General features: G+C 68.5%; 19 protein-coding genes and 1 pseudogene. 9 read left to right on the top strand and 11 right to left on the bottom strand.

Annotated elements, in window-relative coordinates:
- Positions 1 to 8 precede the first annotated feature (8 nt).
- The 4 genes from ACFWBQ_RS17630 to ACFWBQ_RS17615 all read right to left on the bottom strand — a co-directional run bounded on the left by ACFWBQ_RS17630 (position 9) and on the right by ACFWBQ_RS17615 (position 4986).
- Positions 9 to 737: a phosphatase PAP2 family protein gene (locus ACFWBQ_RS17630; RefSeq protein WP_385489270.1), complete on the bottom strand. Its 729-nt coding sequence runs from the start codon at positions 735 to 737 to the stop codon at positions 9 to 11.
- Positions 738 to 1036: 299 nt separating this feature from the next.
- Positions 1037 to 2026: an NlpC/P60 family protein gene (locus ACFWBQ_RS17625; RefSeq protein ID WP_385489894.1), complete on the bottom strand. Its 990-nt coding sequence runs from the start codon at positions 2024 to 2026 to the stop codon at positions 1037 to 1039.
- Between the two features lie 669 nt (positions 2027 to 2695).
- Positions 2696 to 4606, bottom strand: coding sequence for an alpha/beta hydrolase (locus ACFWBQ_RS17620; RefSeq protein WP_385489891.1), 1911 nt, complete (start codon positions 4604 to 4606; stop codon positions 2696 to 2698).
- Positions 4576 to 4986, bottom strand: coding sequence for a hypothetical protein (locus tag ACFWBQ_RS17615; protein ID WP_385489268.1), 411 nt, complete (start codon positions 4984 to 4986; stop codon positions 4576 to 4578). The genes ACFWBQ_RS17620 and ACFWBQ_RS17615 overlap by 31 nt, the downstream gene beginning before the upstream one ends.
- A gap of 264 nt (positions 4987 to 5250) precedes the next feature.
- Here ACFWBQ_RS17615 and ACFWBQ_RS17610 point away from each other — a divergent pair, with 264 nt between their 5' ends.
- A complete protein-coding gene (locus ACFWBQ_RS17610) occupies positions 5251 to 6837 on the top strand; it encodes an adenosine deaminase (RefSeq protein WP_385489889.1) in 1587 nt (528 codons plus the stop codon).
- A gap of 173 nt (positions 6838 to 7010) precedes the next feature.
- On the opposite strand, the gene ACFWBQ_RS17605 is transcribed toward ACFWBQ_RS17610, so the two are convergent.
- Complete coding sequence (locus ACFWBQ_RS17605) at positions 7011 to 7766, bottom strand: helix-turn-helix domain-containing protein (RefSeq protein ID WP_385489265.1); 756 nt, start codon at positions 7764 to 7766, stop codon at positions 7011 to 7013.
- Between the two features lie 245 nt (positions 7767 to 8011).
- Here ACFWBQ_RS17605 and ACFWBQ_RS17600 point away from each other — a divergent pair, with 245 nt between their 5' ends.
- The 3 genes from ACFWBQ_RS17600 to ACFWBQ_RS17590 are packed head-to-tail and all read left to right on the top strand — an operon-like array spanning position 8012 to position 10444.
- A complete protein-coding gene (locus tag ACFWBQ_RS17600) occupies positions 8012 to 8680 on the top strand; it encodes a DUF4097 family beta strand repeat-containing protein (protein ID WP_385489886.1) in 669 nt (222 codons plus the stop codon).
- A 13-nt stretch (positions 8681 to 8693) separates the two neighbouring features.
- Positions 8694 to 9662 carry an ATP-binding cassette domain-containing protein gene (locus ACFWBQ_RS17595; RefSeq protein ID WP_385489262.1) on the top strand — a complete coding sequence of 323 codons (969 nt, stop codon included), beginning with the start codon at positions 8694 to 8696 and terminating at the stop codon, positions 9660 to 9662.
- The gene (locus ACFWBQ_RS17590; RefSeq protein ID WP_385489259.1) at positions 9659 to 10444 is read left to right on the top strand and encodes an ABC transporter permease; all 786 of its coding nucleotides are present in this window, start codon (positions 9659 to 9661) and stop codon (positions 10442 to 10444) included. Before ACFWBQ_RS17595 ends, ACFWBQ_RS17590 begins: the two co-directional genes overlap by 4 nt.
- Before the next feature lie 270 nt (positions 10445 to 10714).
- Here ACFWBQ_RS17590 and ACFWBQ_RS17585 read toward each other — a convergent pair whose 3' ends face one another.
- The 5 genes from ACFWBQ_RS17585 to ACFWBQ_RS17565 form a co-directional block, all read right to left on the bottom strand.
- The gene (locus ACFWBQ_RS17585) at positions 10715 to 10963 is read right to left on the bottom strand and encodes a hypothetical protein (protein ID WP_385489256.1); all 249 of its coding nucleotides are present in this window, start codon (positions 10961 to 10963) and stop codon (positions 10715 to 10717) included.
- Positions 10964 to 11061: 98 nt separating this feature from the next.
- Positions 11062 to 11661, bottom strand: a complete 600-nt coding sequence (locus tag ACFWBQ_RS17580) for an HAAS signaling domain-containing protein (protein WP_385489252.1) — start codon at positions 11659 to 11661, stop codon at positions 11062 to 11064.
- Entirely contained in the window at positions 11658 to 12032 is a 375-nt protein-coding gene (locus ACFWBQ_RS17575; RefSeq protein WP_037696304.1) for a PadR family transcriptional regulator, read from the bottom strand. Before ACFWBQ_RS17575 ends, ACFWBQ_RS17580 begins: the two co-directional genes overlap by 4 nt.
- 120 nt (positions 12033 to 12152) lie before the next feature.
- A complete protein-coding gene (locus tag ACFWBQ_RS17570; RefSeq protein WP_385489247.1) occupies positions 12153 to 12293 on the bottom strand; it encodes a hypothetical protein in 141 nt (46 codons plus the stop codon).
- Between the two features lie 327 nt (positions 12294 to 12620).
- A complete protein-coding gene (locus ACFWBQ_RS17565) occupies positions 12621 to 13079 on the bottom strand; it encodes an ATP-binding protein (RefSeq protein WP_385489245.1) in 459 nt (152 codons plus the stop codon).
- 198 nt (positions 13080 to 13277) lie between these two features.
- On the opposite strand from ACFWBQ_RS17565, the gene ACFWBQ_RS17560 reads away from it, so the two are divergent.
- The 3 genes from ACFWBQ_RS17560 to ACFWBQ_RS17550 are packed head-to-tail and all read left to right on the top strand — an operon-like array spanning position 13278 to position 14540.
- Positions 13278 to 14123: a helix-turn-helix domain-containing protein gene (locus ACFWBQ_RS17560; protein ID WP_385489242.1), complete on the top strand. Its 846-nt coding sequence runs from the start codon at positions 13278 to 13280 to the stop codon at positions 14121 to 14123.
- Between the two features lie 11 nt (positions 14124 to 14134).
- On the top strand, positions 14135 to 14323 hold the full coding sequence (locus ACFWBQ_RS17555; protein WP_385489239.1) for a DUF397 domain-containing protein: 189 nt from the start codon (positions 14135 to 14137) through the stop codon (positions 14321 to 14323).
- Positions 14316 to 14540: a DUF397 domain-containing protein gene (locus ACFWBQ_RS17550; RefSeq protein WP_385489237.1), complete on the top strand. Its 225-nt coding sequence runs from the start codon at positions 14316 to 14318 to the stop codon at positions 14538 to 14540. Before ACFWBQ_RS17555 ends, ACFWBQ_RS17550 begins: the two co-directional genes overlap by 8 nt.
- A gap of 167 nt (positions 14541 to 14707) precedes the next feature.
- Here the strand turns inward: ACFWBQ_RS17550 and ACFWBQ_RS17545 are convergent.
- A pseudogene (locus ACFWBQ_RS17545) lies at positions 14708 to 14854 on the bottom strand (histone-like nucleoid-structuring protein Lsr2); the annotation flags it as partial.
- Positions 14855 to 14953: 99 nt separating this feature from the next.
- On the opposite strand from ACFWBQ_RS17545, the gene ACFWBQ_RS17540 reads away from it, so the two are divergent.
- Complete coding sequence (locus tag ACFWBQ_RS17540; RefSeq protein ID WP_385489234.1) at positions 14954 to 15856, top strand: aldo/keto reductase; 903 nt, start codon at positions 14954 to 14956, stop codon at positions 15854 to 15856.
- Positions 15853 to 16470, top strand: coding sequence for a DUF402 domain-containing protein (locus ACFWBQ_RS17535; protein ID WP_385489231.1), 618 nt, complete (start codon positions 15853 to 15855; stop codon positions 16468 to 16470). Before ACFWBQ_RS17540 ends, ACFWBQ_RS17535 begins: the two co-directional genes overlap by 4 nt.
- Positions 16471 to 16735 lie beyond the last annotated feature (265 nt).

The raw sequence follows: 16735 nt of genomic DNA, 5'->3' as shown, positions 1-16735 counted from the left end.
CAGTCCCTCTACGCAGCGAGATCCTTCTCGTCGGGCGAGCCGCCACGCCCCGAGCCAGGACGCGGCTCGGGAATCCCGCGCGACTCACCCAGGTCGTCGGCGGCAACCGGCCGGCGCGAGCGGACGAGCCACCCGACCGATCCGGAACGGGACACGGCCGTCACCAACGGAGTCAGCAGCATCATCGCCAGCGGGGCGAGCAGCAGAGCCACCGACGTACCGAGAGCGAAGCCGCCGATCACATCGGTCGGGTAGTGCACGCCCATGTAGATACGGCAGAAGCCCTCCAGGAGGGCCAGGGCAATCGCTGCCAGGCCGAACTTCCTGTTGGCGACGAAGAGCCCCACCGCGATCGCCATCGCCATCGTCGCGTGGTCGCTCACGAAGGAGAAGTCGGTCTTGCCCGCCACCAGGACGTCGAGCCCCTCATGGTCGTAGAACGGACGCCGCCGCTCCACGAAACCCCGGATCGGGATGTTCACGAGCAGTGCGATTCCGGCTGCGAGGGGTGCCCACACGAGCCCGGCGACTGCCGTCACCGAATCATCGGCCGTCCCGCGTCGGCGCACGCTCCACCAGCACCACAGGACCACCAGGACCATGCCGAGCATGATCCCGTATTCACCGACGAACTCCATGACCCGGTCGAACCAGGCAGGAGCGGCCTTCGCCAGCCCGTTGATGTCGTAGAGCAGGCTGACGTCGGGGTTCGACCCATCGAGTGCGAGTCCAGCCATCTGCTACGGCCCCTTGCCTTGTCTGCTGCTGCGACGCACAGCGCTGTGCGTCGCCTTTGGTCGGACCCCCGTGGTCGGTGCGATTCAGTACTGCGTGCGCCGTGGCGCCGTGCTGCGTGACTGTCCTGGCCAGTGGCGCATGGTCAGTGCGCATGCTGTCCCAGTCCAGGGAACGGCCTGTTCGCTGCGTACGTTCCGCTCTCCACCGAATGATCACCATGACGTTATCGAAGAGTGACTCATCGTCGCTGCTCAGGGCCCGGGCTTCACGGAGAGTTCCGGCCATGGTCCACAGTCCGTCAGCCCTGCGGGAGGGCGGTCGGAAGCGCCGCGGCGCCGTCCTCCGTGACCCTCGTCGCACCGAAGTAGTCAGGGGTGTCGATCTTGTCGAACCGGATCACCGCTCCGGTGAACGGCGCGTTGATCATGTACCCGCCTCCGACGTAGAGCCCGACGTGCCGGATGGCCCGCGAGTTGTTCAGGTCGTCCGAGAAGAACACCAGGTCACCGGGGAGCAACTCGTCCCGCGAGGGGTGCGGCCCGGCGTTGTACTGATCGTTGGCCACACGGGGCAGCTCGATATCGACGGTCCGGTACGCGGCCTGGGTCAGCCCGGAACAGTCGAACCGCCCGCCCTGGTCCGCCGTTCCGTTGCCGCCCCAGAGGTAGGGCGTACCGAGCTTCTTCTGCGCGAAATAGATCGCCCCGGCCGCCTGCTGCGACGGCGCGACCCGGCCGACGGGCTTGGCGAAGCTCTTCTCCAGCGACCGGATGATTTTGACGTAATTCTGCGTCTCGGAGATCGCGGGAACCCCGCCGGACCGGATCACACGGTAGGCCCCGGCGTTGTAGGCGGCGAGCATGTTGTCGGTCGGATCGCCCGGCACCTTCTTGACGTACCCGGCGAGCTCGCAGTCGTACGAAGCGGCGGACGGAATCGCATCGGCCGGATCCCACACGTCCCGGTCCCCGTCGTTGTCCCCGTCGACACCGTGAGTGGCCCAGGTGCCGGGGATGAACTGCGCAATGCCTTGCGCGGCGGCGTGACTCCGGGCGCGGGGGTTCCAGCCGGACTCCTGGTACAACTGGGCGGCGAGCAGAGCGGGGTTGATGGCCGGGCAGAGGTTGCCCCACTTCTCCACGAGCGGCTGATACCGCGCGGGAACGGCCCCCTTGGCCAGCCCTACGGCCCCGCCCGCCCCGGAGATGCCTGCGGCGGCGGAGTACGTACCCACGACGAGCAGAGCGATGAAGCACAGGCCCAGCCCGATGCCGCCGCCGAGGAACACCCAGTATTTCCGCACCCCACAACCATCCCCCATTCGGGCGGGGTTCACGACGCGATTCGCTGGTGTGTACGGGTGGATGGGGGCATGAGGGGGCGTCAGGGGCGGCTACGGGGGGTCAGGGGGCGCCGGCGGACCAGAAGGTGGAGCGGATGTTGGGGGGCGGGACTGGTTCACCCACTCGCGCTTCGCCCCCGGGCGGTGGAGTTGGAGGCGCGACCTGCGACTCCGCAACGCACGGCGACGCAACCTCGAAGAATGCTTGCCCACCCCCTCCGATGAGCAGCCTCACACGAAATCCATCCTGCGTCTCAAAATAGGTCGCGGGACTCTCAGCATTCGCGTTCACACCAAGCTGACGATAGCCCGCTTGCTTCCATTCTCGCTCCACGATTCCGAGAAAGCTCCCCCTCCTCCTCTCCGAAATCAAGGTTAGAACTGCGCGCCTACGCGAGACATCGCAGCTCCCTTCCGTTGACTCTCCGTGCATCCAATGCACCGCCGGGTTAATGCCGGAAAGGGTTGCATCAAGGATGGCATCTGCCCTTTCAGCCGCTTCCTGCATATCCATATCGCCTCCAATCTCTCCACCATCAGATCCTGCCGGGCCGCTCAGCGAGGCACACCCCGTAACCACGAAGAGTGCCGCGCATACAAATGCGATACGATCCTTCACCTTGGGCGCTCCCGAACGATGTCTCCAGACTTACCCGAAACGATTCGCGAGATGTTGTCTGCAGACATCTGATCCTTGGTCGGATGAAAGTAGTTAGAGTGCGCCTCCATCGGTCCATGACCGGGCTGGAGCGGCAAGGGCCCGTCGCTAACCTTAAAGCGATTCGCACCAAAATCCTCGTGCGCGGGATCGGTGCCAAACCACACGTCACTCTCCTTCGACTGCGCATCTTGAGCGGCATATCCGACAGCGCCGCCCGCGACTCCTCCCAGCGCACCACCCACGACAGCGCCCACTGGTCCAGCAGTCGAACCCAGAACGAAGCCAGCTGACGCTCCACCCGCAGCACCACTGCCCAGCCCGCTAGCTTCCCGACTATTGGGCAACTTTGTCACAGTGTCATTCTCGGCCGCTCCCACGAATACGTGATCCTTTCCTACGCCGAGTTCATCCGCAGACTGCGCGCCCGTTCCCGGGCTACCCACCAGAATGATTTCGTCGGCACCCGGAATCCCTCCTCGCTCCTGTGCAGCAAGGCCAACCGTGAGCGAACCGTAGGAGTGTCCAATAGCAGTTACGTGCGGGTCACCATTCTCATTAGTTGACGAAATCCCCGCCATGAAATTGTTGTATGCGGATGCCCCAGACCGGGCATTCCCCTCACCAGCAACATCCAAGTTGCTCGCGAGATCCCCGGCTGGTACCTGGGGTGCGTCGTACCCGAGCCAAACGATTGAGGCAGTTGAAGATCCCGGGGTCATTTCGTTTGCGCCGATCGCTGTGTCTCGGGCCCGCCTTAGATCGTTCTTAGCGAACTCTTCATCGAGTGATGTCCCCAACCCCGGCACGTAAGCCGCCACATTCCGCGCCGTATCAGGATTCCCGTACGAGACAATCGCCCGCCCGTTCCCCTCATCCCCGATGCCGAGCAGGAACATCGGCGGCTGGGTCCCCGCCTGCAACTGCCGATCGATCTCCCGCAGCCCCGCCAGCTGCGTCGCCGACCTGTCATCGTCCCGCCCCTCCAGTTTCCCGATCAGCAACTGCAGGTTGTCCCGGTTCGCCGCGTCTCTCACCAGCGCCGGGATCCCGTCCAGGTTGCCGATCCGGTCCGGGTACACCGCCAGGTACTCCTCGCGCTGTTCCTGCGTCAGGCCCGCCCACCACGCGTGCCGTTCGGCCGGAGTCGCGTCCTGCGGGATGCCGTTCCGCAGGTACGAACCCGCCGCACCCCGGACCGCCGCCGCATCCCCCGCCGCGTCCTTCCACGTCGAGTCCGGAACCTTCAGGCCCTCCTCGGCCTTCAGGCGTCGCAGGATCCCCGCGTACCGCCAGTCGATCTCGGCAGCCGTCCGCACCACCCCCGCCACCCGGTCCGCGATGTCCTGCGCCTTCGCCGTGTTCGGGTTCGGCGCTGCCAGTCCTGACGGCGCGAGCAGCCCCGGTAGCCCGGCCGACGACGCCGTACCGCCTCCGAGCGGCTTGCCGTCGATCAGTCCCTCGCCGGCTGCCGGGTACGTCACCGAGCCGTCCGGGTGCACCGTGAACTTCAGCGCAGCCGCATCGTCCAGCGCATCCGCCAGCACCCGCTGCTGCGCCTTCATCTCGTGGGCCAGGCTGTTCAGCGTCGTACGGAGCAGGCCGCACTCCGTGTACACGTACTGGAAGTTCCGGCTCAGTTGCCGCAGCCGTGCCACCGCCGTCTCCGCCGCTTCCCCCTGCTGCGTGTCGCGCAGCCCGTTCAGGAGCTGCTTGTCGATCCGGTCGCGCGCCGCGTCGGCCCGGTTGCTCGCCCGGCCCCATCCGTCGGCCGCCCCCTCCAGTTCGGCGCATTTCAGGTCCCGTAAGGCCAGCCAGGTCAGTCCCGCCGCCCTCTTCAACGCGCCCCGGCCTTGTCTGCCACCGATGCGAAGGACGACCGCACGGCCTCGTTCGTCGCGCCCTGGATCCGCGCGACGGCCCGCAGTTTGCCGGCGAGGCTCGCGCACTCGCCCTGCGCCGCCGCGATCCGCCGCTCCCACGACGTCCGTACGGTGCCGAGCTCCGCCAGCGCCGACAGGTCACCGGCTCCCGCCATCAGCCCCTCGTGCGCCATCGCCAGCTCGGAGGGCACGGGACCCAGATGCGTACGCAGCGCCTCCGCACCCCCCGCAGCCCGCAGCCACGGCCCGTCGCTGTGCCTCAGCACCTGCCGACCGCCACTGCCACCGCCACCACCCGCCGGACCCGCCGGACCCGCCGGACCCGCCGGATCACTCAGCCACTGCGCCACGGACACACCGCTCACCCCGCTCCTCGATCATGGAGCGGCACTGTGCCAAACCCGGCGTACGCGACACGCCGGGCCCACCTCCCCCGAAGTCCGCCGCCCCGGCGCCCCAAGGCATCACCGCCCCGGCGTTCACCCGAACGCGCGACGACATGATTCGGGAGTGCCCCACCCGTTTCGACGGGCCCGTCGGCGGGACGAACCCCGCCATGTCCCCCGGACGGATGGTTTATCGAGCGCTGTGCACCCGGTCCGGGTTGGCGCACCGCGGACTTCGTGACCATGCAAGGCGTGATCTCCGTACACCGCACCTCATCGCGCGGCCGCCGGTTGTTGATGGCCGCAGGGCTCGCCGCGGCGGCCCTCGTCCCGTCGCTGCCCGCCGGTCCGCCGGCCCGGGCCGCCGCCACCGCCGCCCCCGTACCGCCCCGGCCCACGACGGCCGCCGAGACCCGCACCGCCGCATGGCTGGACGCCCATGGAGAGGGTGCGGGGGCGGCCGATCGTTTCTTCCGGGACCTGCCCAAGGGAGGTGACCTGCACAATCACCTCTCCGGTGCGGTACGGACCGAGTACCTCATCCAGCTCGCCGCCGCCGACGGCCTCTGCATCGACGCCACCATGACCGCCGTCGCGCCGCCGTGCGGCCCCGGCAAGCGGCCGGCCACCGACGCGCTCGCGGATGCCGGGTTCCGGCAGGCCGTCATCCGGGCCTGGTCCATGCAGGACTTTCCGCAGGGCGAGTCGGGGCACGACCACTTCTTCGCCACGTTCGGCAAGTTCGATGCCGCGACCGCACACACGGGAAAGCTGCTGGCGGATGTGGCGGGCGCCGCCGCCGCACAGAACCAGGTCTACCTGGAGACCATGGTCACCCCCGCCGCGGCCGCCACCAGAAGGCTCGCGGCCGATGTCGGGTGGGATCCGGACCTCGCAACCCTGCACCGCAAGCTGCTCACCGATGGCCGGCTGGACCAACTGGCCACCGCCGCCGAGCAGGAGTCCGACACGGCCGACGCCGAGTTCCGCGAGACCGCTCACTGCGCGAGCAGCCGCCCCGGGCCGGGCTGCCGGCTCACGGTGCGCCGGATCTTCCAGGTGTTGCGCAACAACGCTCCGGAGTACGTCTTCACCCAGATCGCCCTGGGACTGCGCCTGGCCGAGCGCGACCAGCGGTTCCTCGCGGTGAACCTGGTCCAGCCGGAGGACGGCGAGATCTCGCTGCGCGACTACCGCCTCCACATGCGCATGCTGAACTACCTGCACACGGTCCACCCGCGCGCCCACATCACCCTGCACGCCGGTGAATTGGTGCCCGGCCTCGTGAAGCCCGAAGAGCTCACGTTCCACATCACCGGCGCCGTCCGCACGGGGCAGGCCGAACGGATCGGGCACGGCGTCGACCTCGTGTACGAGGACAACTGGCGGCGCCTCGCCCGCGACATGGCCCGTCGGCAGATCGCCGTGGAGGTGCCACTCACCAGTAATGCGCAGATCCTCCAGGTGGAGGGCGAGGAGCACCCGTTCCCGGTGTACCGGGCGTACGGAGTCCCGGTGGTGCTGTCCACGGACGATCCCGGCGTGTCACGCACCGACATCGGCCAGGAGTACCGCCGCGCTGCGCGCACGTACGGGCTCGGCTATCCGGAGCTGAAGGACCTGGCCCGGGCGTCTCTGGAGTACGCCTTCCTGCCGGGCCGCAGCCTGTGGCGACCCGACCCCGTACGCAAGGGCTTCCGGCCGGTCGAGGAGTGCCGGGTCCTGGAGTCTGCGCGCTGCGCACGGCTGCTCGCGAACAGCCCGAAGGCGCGGCTGGAGGCGCGCCAGGAGCGGTCCTTCCGGGCGTTCGAGACGAGGTACGTGAGCTGAGCGGCCCGACACGGGGGTGGGGCGCGGACGCGATCCGCCTCACCCCGCGTCGCTCCCCGTGCATTCGGCCCACAGCAGCTCCCGCCCCGCAGCGAGGCTCGGGCGCGCCGGGGTCGGCCCATCCGGAGGGATCCGGCGCGGGCGCCACCGGCCGCGGCCTCCAGGACGGCTGTCTACTCGCGATCCGAACGTGGCTCGGCGGCGCTGTCCGGGGTCGTTTCGGGCTTTGTGTGGAGGATTTCGCGTGCCTGCTCCGCGGCGCGGGTGATGCCCTCGCTGACGAAGTCAAGGAAGCGGGCGATGTTCTCGAGGCGGGCCGCGGCCGGGGTGCCGCGGCCGAGGATGCTGACGCCCTGCTGTGCGGTCTCGATGATCTGGGCGTTGGCCCGGACGCTCGCGATCATCGATTGATACCAGACATCGTCATCGACGACGTAGCGGTCGCGGCGGTGATCGTCGCGCTCCCGGCGGACGAGACCCTGGCTCTCGAGGAATGCGATCGCTTTGGAGATGGACGCCGGGCTGACCTGCAGGCGCTGGACGAGATCGGACGCGGTGAGGCTGCCCGCGTCGGTGGTGTAGAGGCAGGTCATCACCCGGGCCATCATCTTGGGCGTGCCCGCTTGCATGAGGACGGTGGTGAACGCCTCCTCGTACTCGCGCACGGCCTCGGCGTCGCGTCCGTGGGCCTGCGGGGGCGCCTCCAGGACTCGGGGCGCCGCCTGGGTGCGCCGGTGCGCGCGGCGTTCGGTTGCGCGGTGAGCCAGGTCGGCGCGGTAGGCGGTGGGGCCGCCGTTACGCATGACCTCACGCGTGATCGTCGAGGTCGGACGGTCGAGGCTTCTGGCGATCTCCGCGTAGGCGAGGCCGTCGGCCAGTCCCAGCGCGATCTGCTGGCGTTCCTGCTGGGTGAGTCTGCCTCCCGGCATCGCGATCCCTCCTTCGTGGTCTGTGATGTCTCCAGCATAGCGTTCACTTCCACTCTATTGCAACGCTCGAGCGAAGACCGTTGCGTTACTTTCAAAACCATTGCAATGAAACCTGCACCCTCACCTGCACTGATGACATTCATGCGCAACGAGTCCGTTGCCAACTCGATGAACGCAACGTAGCGTTTCCATCATCGGAAACAGCGAGCCCGAGGGGGCGCGCGATGCAGAAGAAGGAGAGCACGATGCAGAAGTTCGACACCTCCACCCCGATCTCCGCCGTCCTCGACATCCCCGCAGGACGCATCCGGTTCATCGCCGCAGAACGGGCCGACACCACGGTCGAGGTCCTGCCCGCGGACACCTCGAAGAGCCGCGATGTGAAGGCGGCGGAACAGACCGTGGTCGCCTACGGCGACGGTGTCCTGCGGATCGAGACCTCGGCGCCGACGAACCGGATCCTCGGCGCTTCCGGATCCATCGAGGTGACCGTCCAACTGCCCGTCGGCTCCCGCATCGAGGCGAAGGCGGCCAGCGCCGAGTTCCGGGGCGTCGGACGGCTCGGCCACATCGCCTTCGAGGGCGCGCAGGGCACGGTCAAGCTCGACGAGACCACGAGCGCCCGCCTCACCCTCCAGGCCGGCGACGTTTCCGTCGGCCGCCTGGACGGCCCCGGCGAGATCAGCACCCAAAAGGGCGACATCCACATCAGCGAGGCCGTTCGCGGCACGGTCACGCTGCGCACCGAGCACGGCGAGATCTCGGTCGGCGCCGCACGCGGAGTCTCCGCCTCCCTGGACGCCGGCACCGCCTACGGCCGGATCCACAACGCACTCCGGAACACCGACGGCGCCGCCGCCCTGAACATCCACGCGACCACCGCCTACGGCGACATCGTCGCCCGCAGCCTCTGAAGGAGCACCCATCATGACCAACCCGGCCATCGCGGCAAACGGGCTGCGCAAGTCCTACGGTGACAAGGTCGTGCTCGACGGCGTCGACCTGGCCGTCCCCGAAGGAACGGTCTTCTCCCTGCTCGGGCCGAACGGCGCCGGCAAGACCACCGTCGTCAAGATCCTCTCCACGCTCATCTCCGCCGGCGCCGGCTCCGGCGAGATCCGCGTCGGCGGCCACGACCTGGCCGCCGACCCGCAGGCGGTCCGTGCCGCGATCGGCGTCACCGGGCAGTTCTCCGCCGTCGACGGCCTGATCACCGGCGAGGAGAACATGCTCCTCATGGCGGACCTGCACCACCTCTCCCGCAGCGAGGGCCTCCGCACCACCGCCGAACTGCTGGCGCGCTTCGACCTGGTGGACGCCGCGAAGAAGCCCGCCTCCACCTACTCCGGCGGCATGAAGCGCCGCCTCGACCTCGCCATGACCCTGGTCGGCAACCCGCGGATCATCTTCCTCGACGAGCCCACCACCGGCCTCGACCCGCGCAGCCGCCACAACATGTGGAACATCATCCGCGAGCTCGTCTCCGACGGCGTCACCGTCTTCCTCACCACCCAGTACCTGGAGGAAGCCGACCAGCTCGCCGACCGCATCGCGGTGCTCAACAACGGCAGGATCGCCGCCCAGGGCACCGCCGAGGAGCTCAAGCGGCTGATCCCCGGCGGACACGTCCGGCTCCGCTTCTCCGACCCGGCCGCCTACCGGTCCGCCGCCACCGCGCTGCGCGAAGTCACCCGCGACGACGAGGCACTCGCGCTGCAGATCCCCAGCGACGGCAGCCAGCGCGAGCTGCGCTCCATCCTCGACCGGCTGGACTCGGCCGGCATCGAGGCCGACGAACTGACCGTGCACACCCCCGACCTCGACGACGTCTTCTTCGCCCTGACCGGCTCCACCGTGCCCGCCCAGCCCAGCCAGCCCAAGGAGGCTGTCCGATGAGCTCCCTCTCCCTCGCCGTGCGCGACTCGTCCACGATGCTGCGCCGCAACCTCCTGCACGCCCGGCGCTATCCGTCCCTCACCCTGAACCTGCTGCTCACGCCGATCATGCTGCTGCTGCTCTTCGTCTACATCTTCGGCGACGTGATGAGTGCGGGCATCGGCGGCGGAGACCGCTCCGACTACATCGCCTACATCGTCCCCGGCATCCTGCTGATGACCATCGGCTCCACCGTGGTCGGAACCGCCGTGTCCGTCTCGGGCGACATGACCGAGGGCATCATCGCCCGCTTCCGCACCATGGCGATCCACCGGGGCTCCGTGCTCTTCGGGCACGTCGCCGGCAGCGTCCTGCAGGCGATCATCAGCGTCGTCCTCGTGGGCGCCGTGGGCGTCGCCATAGGCTTCCGCTCCACGGATGCCACCATCCTGGAGTGGATCGCAGCCTTCGGACTGCTGGCGCTGGTCGCCCTGGCGTTCACATGGATCGCGGTCGGGATGGGCATGGGCAGCCCCAACGCCGAGGCCGCCAGCAACAACGCCATGCCGCTGATCCTCCTGCCGCTCATCTCCAGCGCCTTCACCCCGGTCGACACCATGCCCGGCTGGTTCCAGCCGATCGCCGAATACCAGCCCTTCACCCCCGCCATCGAAACCCTGCGCGGACTCCTCCTCGGCACCGAGATCGGCAACAACTGGTGGATCACCATCGCCTGGTGCCTGGGCCTCACCCTCCTCGGCTACCGCTGGTCGAAGGCGCAGTTCGACCGCGACCCCAAATAGGCGACATGAGCACGCGGGCCGCCCCCCGCAACCCGCCAAGAGCAGGCCCACACAACAAAACCGTCCCCAGCTCCGCGAAGGCCCGTCGCTTGCCATCCACCCGGTGGCTGCAACGGGCCTTCGCTCTACCGGACCCGGACCAGCAGTCCGAGTGTCAGAGGCATCCGGGTGGATGAGCGCGTGACTCCGGCCCGGCGGCAGGGGAACCGGGAGGCGTGATTGGTCGCGGTGTTCATGCTGTCCCGGCTGTCGATCCAGCGAAGCAACAGTTCAGCGAACGGTTCGGGAACTGGGGGACGGCGGTTCGCCGAGGCGGAGAAGCATCTGTTGGTCGCGGCCGCCGATGTCGTCGAGGGTGAGGCGCACGACTCGGCTGAGTGGTTGGGCGTAGAGCAGGACGAGTACGAGTCCGCGGCGTACGACGTGGGTGACCGCCGCGAGTTCGGGAGGGTGGTCCGGGCCCGGATACACCGTGCTGCCCGGGTGAGCGGCGACATGCTCCGCGCATGCCGGATGCACCCGAGAACGGAGGGGCCGGTGACGGAGTCGAGCCGTACGGCCCCTTCTGGGCCTTCGCGTCGATCCACTTGTTGACCTCGATGCGCAGGCGGCCGCGATCAGGCGCGGCGGACCCGCCAGAGCCATGCGGCAGTACCGGCCAGCAGGGCGAGCGTCGCCAGGTTGGCCAGGAGGGCCGGGCCGTCGCCCGACGGGACGACGCTCAACGAGATCCAGATGCTGATGGCGACGGTCGGCAGGACGGCGGCGAGCAGAGCGCCGGTGGTCTTCTGGACAGAGGTCCAGTGCACCGAGGTGCAGAGCAGCACCGCGCCGATGACGCGGAACAAGGTGCTGCAGAACTGTGCGGCGGGGACGTCGGGGAGGAGCGCCGCGAAGAGGAACGGGACGGTGAGCATCAGGAGCGGGACCAGGGGGTGTACCTTGCCGCGCCGGGCGGGTGCACCGGCACCGCCGGCTGCCGGGGCCCCGGCAGCCCCGCTCCCTGCCTCGGCCAGCGCCGTCGCCGCGATCGTGCGGGGGTCCCCCAGCTCTGCCAGGACCTCGCCGATCGCGGCATCGGGGCGTTCGGCGCGCGTCACCTCTATGTGTTCGGCGAGGTCGGCAAGGAGTTCCTGGCGACGGTCGGTGGGGAGCGCGGAGGCCTCGCGCTCGACGGCGGAGAGGTAGTCGCGTACAGGATCGGCAGAGGTCTTCATGCGAGGTCTCCGGTGGAGGGGTGCGGGGTGGTCAGGAAGGCGTCGACGGCGTTGCGGAAGCCGGGCCAGACGCGGGTGAACTCGTCGAGTGCGGCCCGGCCGCTGTCGGTGAGCGCGTAGTAACGACGGGGTGGGCCGGAGGCGGACTCCTGCCAGGTGGTGGTGACCAGGTCGTCGCGGCGGAGCCGGGAGAGCAGCGGGTAGACCGTGCCCTGACTGGTGGCCAGGGCGCCGGAGTCCTCCAGGGCATGGAGGAGTTCCACGCCGTAGCGGGGGCGGTCCCGCATCAGGGCAAGTACGCAGTACTCCAGGACGCCCTTGCGTAGCTGGGCGGCTGCCCGGGCCTGCTTGGTCGAATCACCTGGTTCCATGCGAAGCAAGATACCTGGTTGGGCAAGTGACAGGGAAGGGGATTCGGATCCCCTTGACCCGTCAGTCCGGTGGTGGTGGTGGTGCTTGCGAAGCCCCCAGACCTACCCGAAAACGGAGCATCAACCCTTGGCGGGCTTCTGGCACATCTGGGTCATGCACCGCGTTTCCGGCGCCAGTTCCGTCCATCCCTCCGCGCCGTCGTCGTCATCGTCGAGGTCGCGCGCCTCAGCCTGCTCATCAGTCAGAAATTCCACCGCCATGCGGCGGACCGTAGCCACGCCCCACCAGTGATCGAGGACCTTCCGCCGAACCCCCGCACGGGACAGATCACTTGCGCCAGGCGTCGTCCAAGATCACGTGCTTGGCGTTACCGGCTGTTCCGTAGGGCCCCCACGGCCGGAATCGTTCGTGGGCCCCGCCCGGACACGGTCCGCCTCGCACTGCGTCGGTCTCCGGCTTCCCCCGCATGCGGCGCGGGCCTGACGCTCCCTCACCCGTGCCGAGGAGCTTCGACGGGAACGCCGTACAGGGGAAGCGCGTCCGTCGTCGCTGTCAGGGCATAGGGATCGCCGAACAACCACACAGCGTTACGGCAGGACATCCCACTGACGCTCCGGCCCCCCTGCGCATTCGACCCACAGCAGCTTCCCGCCCTGCCCCGGCAGCCCGCTGCCCATCGGGTGAGCGCCCCAACTCTCCGCCCAGCGGGTGACGAGATGGAGACCGCGCCCGCTCTCGGCCATGGCCGAGGGCGTCTCCGCGCGCCGGCTGAACGGCGCCGGAATATGCGGGTTGGTATCCCAGACGCTGAGCCTGATGCGTCGGCGCCCCGCGCCGCGCAGCCTGAGCGAGAACGCGCCCTCGGAGTGCAGGTACGCGTTCGTGACCAGCTCACTGGCCAGCAGCTCGGCGGTCTCGGCGAGTTGGGCCATGTCGTGCACACGAAGGACGGTACGGAGGGTGGCGCGGGCGACGCCCGGTGCGCGGGGATCCTGCGGGAGTTGGAGGGTGTATGCCCAGGGCGGCGTTACGGTGGCGGTGGCCATGGAAGTCTCCGTTCACGGAGGGAAGTCGGGTGCGGTGCTGTCGCGTTGCCCAGTGACCAGGTCGCTCCGTCGAGCGGGGTTCTTCCGGGCGGGGATCCGAGGTCTAAAGTAGCGACCCCTGGCTAATGCGTTAACTGAATCTCAAGAAATCTGTTAACTCGCACCCGTGTGGGTGACCAGCCGCTCAAGGAGGCGAATGTGAGGAGCAACCCGACGGGTCGTCAACTCCGCTTCGGCAGCGAGCTGCGCAAATTGCGCGAGCGCGCAGGCCTCACGGCCACCCACGCAGGCCAGCTCCTGGGCGTGAAGCAGAACCAGATCAGCAACATGGAGGCCGGGCGCGTCGGCGTCAGCCCTGAACGGGTGCGCACTCTGGCCTGCCACTACGACTGTGCAGATCAGGATCTCGTTACGGCTCTGTGCGGGATGACCGCCGACCGCACGAAGGGCTGGTGGGAGGAGTACAGGGAGATCCTGCCGACACCTCTCCTCGATCTGGCGGAGGTCGAGCACCACTCCCACCACCTCCGTACTGCGGTCACCGTCCACATCCCCGGGCTTCTCCAGACCGCTGAACATGCTCGCGCGATCTTTCGCCAGGACGTTCCGGAGCTGTCTCCACCCGACATCGAGCACCGCATCTCGTTCCGGATCAAGCGACAAGCTGTCCTGTTCCGGAACTCCCCTGCTGCCCAGCAGTTCGTCGTCCACGAGGCCGCTCTCCAGATGCAGTTCGGCGGACCGAAGGTGACTGAACAGCAACTGCGTCACCTGCTGGCGATGAGCGAGCGCGACCACATCACGCTCCAGGTGATCCCGTTCTCTGCCGGAGCCTTCGCGGGATCAGGCCAGTCGATCTACTACCTGCAAGGTGCGGTACCGCACCTGGACACGGTCAATCTGGATCAGTCGCACGGCCCCGTTTTCCTCGATGCCGAAGCCCAGTTGGAGAAGTACCGCGTACTCCTCGGCCGCATGGAAGCGATTGCGCTCGCACCTGAGGCATCGCGAGACTTCATCCACAACATCGCCCAGAACCTGTGAAGGGGTCCATGATGCCCGCTCTCGTCTGGCACAAGTCCTCGTACTGCGCCCAAGGAAACTCGTGCGTGCACATCGCCGCCCACCAGGGCACGGTGCACCTGACGGAGAGCAGCGACCCCACCGGGGCCATACTCCGCACCACGCCGACCGCGTGGGCCGCCCTCATCCGCACCGTCAAAGAGACCCCGTCCCGTGGCTGACGACCCCACCGACCTCGTCTGGACCCGCGCCGCCCCCGAGGACGCCGAGGGCCCCGGGCCCTGGATCGAAATCGCGTTCGGGGACGAAGGCCTCGTCCACCTCCGCGAGACCAGCGACCCCGGAACAGTCGTCACCACCACCCGCACCAAGTGGGACGCGTTCACACAAGGCGTCCGGGCCGGCGAGTTCGACCACTTCGCCCAGGAGACCCCGTGACCATCTGATCCAGGACTGGAAGTGGCCGAGGGCGGCATCCACCTCGCCGACAGCACCGCCGCCCGCCCCGGTCACCGTCGGGTGATGAGCCCTCAGCCCGCCTCGCCCGTGCCACGGTCCGGCCTGATGGTGGCCGCGTTGCCCTGGGCAGGGTGAACGCCCTGGTCATGGGCCAGTTCGTACGCTTCCCTGATGAAGCTTGGAACACGACCTCGGTTGTTGACCAGATAGCCGTTCTTGCGCGCCCAGACACGGATCTCTTCCCACTCGGGCCGCTCGGTGGGTGGTGGGAAGATGGGCTCGTCGTTCGTCATGTTCCGCTCCTTCCCGGCTCATAAGCACAACGCTGGGGATGATCACCGTGCATCTTCCCGTCCCGCACCTCATCGAGGGTGGGCTGGTGAGAGAATCCGATGATGCCCTCATCCTCAGAGACGATCAACGCGTCAGCAGCCGGCACCTGGAAGCTCGGTGACCTGACGGTCAACCGGATCGGCTTCGGCGCCATGCGCCTCCCGCAGAACGGGACGGCGTTCACGCACGGCGATTCCAGCGACCGGGGCCGGGCCCTACGCGTCCTGCGCCGTGCGGTGGAGCTCGGCGTGAACCACATCGACACCGCCGCCTTCTACTTCTCGCCCCTGCGGTCCGCCAACGAGCTCATCAACAGCGCGCTCGCCCCGTACGCCGACGACCTGGTCATCACCACCAAGGTCGGACCGGGCCGCGACCCCTCCGGCGAATGGATATGGGCCACCCCGGACCAGCTGCGCGGGCAGGTCGAGGAGAATCTGCGCCAGCTCGGCCGCGACCACCTCGACGTGGTGAACCTGCGCATCGCTCGCAGCCACACGTCCTCGTCCGTCGCCGAGCACTTCGGCGCGCTGGCCGAACTGCGTGAGGCCGGGCTGATCCGCCACCTGGGCATGTCCAACACCTCGCCGGAACAGTTCGCCGAGGCCCAGGGCATCGCACCCGTGGTCTGCGTACAGAACATGTACGGCATCGGCTCCCCGCCCGAGCAGCACGCCCTTCTGCGCCACTGCGGCGAGCAGGGCATCGCGTTCGTGCCGTTCTGGGCCATCGCCGGTACCGGGCGCGAGGCGGGCGCGACCACCGCCGAGAGCGAGGCGGTGCTCACCGTCGCACGCAACCACGGCGCGACGCCCGCGCAGGTGCGCCTGGCGTGGACCCTGCACCAGGGACCGCACGTGCTGGCCATCCCCGGCACGGGCAATCCGGACCACCTCGTCGAGAACGTGGCCGTCGGTGCCCTGCAGTTGACCGCCGACGAACTGGACCTGCTCGCCGCATGACCGAACAGATCCTCCGCTGGAACCTCTTCATCGGCGGCCACCTGAGCTCCTCCGTCCCCGTACGTCTCGTCGAACGCACGGACGAGGGGCAACTGGTGTGGCTGGAGACCGGCACCCCGATGTGGCGTACGGAACTGCCCGGCGGCGCCCATCTCCGGGACATCCCGCCGCACGAGCGGCCCACCGAGGGCTATCCGGCGAAGGCGGACCGGTGGCCCAGGGGCAGCGCTCTCATTCACCAGCCGGCCGGGGCAGGCCACGCGGTGTTCTGGTTCTTCGGGCGGAGTCGGAAGTTCCGTGGCTGGTACGTGAACCTCGAGCACCGCGTCCACCACGGCGAGGACATCGACGTAGCCGACCACGAACTCGACATCAACGTGGCGCCGGACCGCACCTGGCAATGGAAGGACGAGCGGTCGTTCGCCGAGAAGACGGGCCACCCCGCCTACTGGTCGGTCGACGAGGCGGCAGCGATCCGCGCCGAGGGCGAGAGGATGGCCGGGCTCGCCGAATCGAGAGCCTTCCCGTTCGACGGTTCCTGGTGCGACTTCAGACCGCCGAGGCACTGGACGACTCCGCCTCTCGCCGCAGCCCCGGCCCGGACGGTCCTCTGATTCCGGGGGAACCGCGAGCCCTTCCCCGTACGTCACCTGATGATGCGTCGGCCGGAAGCCACCGGCGCGTTCACAGCTCTCGAACAGCGCATACGAACACTCCGCATCCGGCGAACGCTGCAACCGCACCCGGCACCCATGGCCGCCGTCGTTGCTAGCGGTCACAGAGCGTGATACACAGAGTAATCATGCATATACGCTCAGATCTGCGTACGAGCCGCAGGTCAGGGTGGCCGCCCCGGTCAAACGTGCGAGATCCGGGTAA

Origin of the sequence: Streptomyces sp. NPDC060035, assembly GCF_042736635.1 — a bacterium.
In the GTDB taxonomy this organism is placed as follows: Bacteria; Actinomycetota; Actinomycetes; order Streptomycetales; family Streptomycetaceae; genus Streptomyces.
This window is presented reverse-complemented; position numbering and strand designations above follow the sequence as displayed.

Bases quoted from the DNA above. Each gene is read 5' to 3' on its own strand.
- ACFWBQ_RS17540 (WP_385489234.1), top strand. From the start codon at position 14,954: ATGATGCCCTCATCCTCAGAGACGATCAACGCGTCAGCAGCCGGCACC.
- ACFWBQ_RS17630 (WP_385489270.1), bottom strand. From the start codon at position 737: ATGGCTGGACTCGCACTCGATGGGTCGAACCCCGACGTCAGCCTGCTC.
- ACFWBQ_RS17570 (WP_385489247.1), bottom strand. From the start codon at position 12,293: ATGGCGGTGGAATTTCTGACTGATGAGCAGGCTGAGGCGCGCGACCTC.
- ACFWBQ_RS17580 (WP_385489252.1), bottom strand. From the start codon at position 11,661: ATGAAGACCTCTGCCGATCCTGTACGCGACTACCTCTCCGCCGTCGAG.
- ACFWBQ_RS17600 (WP_385489886.1), top strand. From the start codon at position 8,012: ATGCAGAAGTTCGACACCTCCACCCCGATCTCCGCCGTCCTCGACATC.
- ACFWBQ_RS17590 (WP_385489259.1), top strand. From the start codon at position 9,659: ATGAGCTCCCTCTCCCTCGCCGTGCGCGACTCGTCCACGATGCTGCGC.
- ACFWBQ_RS17575 (WP_037696304.1), bottom strand. From the start codon at position 12,032: ATGGAACCAGGTGATTCGACCAAGCAGGCCCGGGCAGCCGCCCAGCTA.
- ACFWBQ_RS17555 (WP_385489239.1), top strand. From the start codon at position 14,135: ATGCCCGCTCTCGTCTGGCACAAGTCCTCGTACTGCGCCCAAGGAAAC.
- ACFWBQ_RS17610 (WP_385489889.1), top strand. From the start codon at position 5,251: ATGCAAGGCGTGATCTCCGTACACCGCACCTCATCGCGCGGCCGCCGG.
- ACFWBQ_RS17565 (WP_385489245.1), bottom strand. From the start codon at position 13,079: ATGGCCACCGCCACCGTAACGCCGCCCTGGGCATACACCCTCCAACTC.
- ACFWBQ_RS17595 (WP_385489262.1), top strand. From the start codon at position 8,694: ATGACCAACCCGGCCATCGCGGCAAACGGGCTGCGCAAGTCCTACGGT.
- ACFWBQ_RS17605 (WP_385489265.1), bottom strand. From the start codon at position 7,766: ATGCCGGGAGGCAGACTCACCCAGCAGGAACGCCAGCAGATCGCGCTG.
- ACFWBQ_RS17535 (WP_385489231.1), top strand. From the start codon at position 15,853: ATGACCGAACAGATCCTCCGCTGGAACCTCTTCATCGGCGGCCACCTG.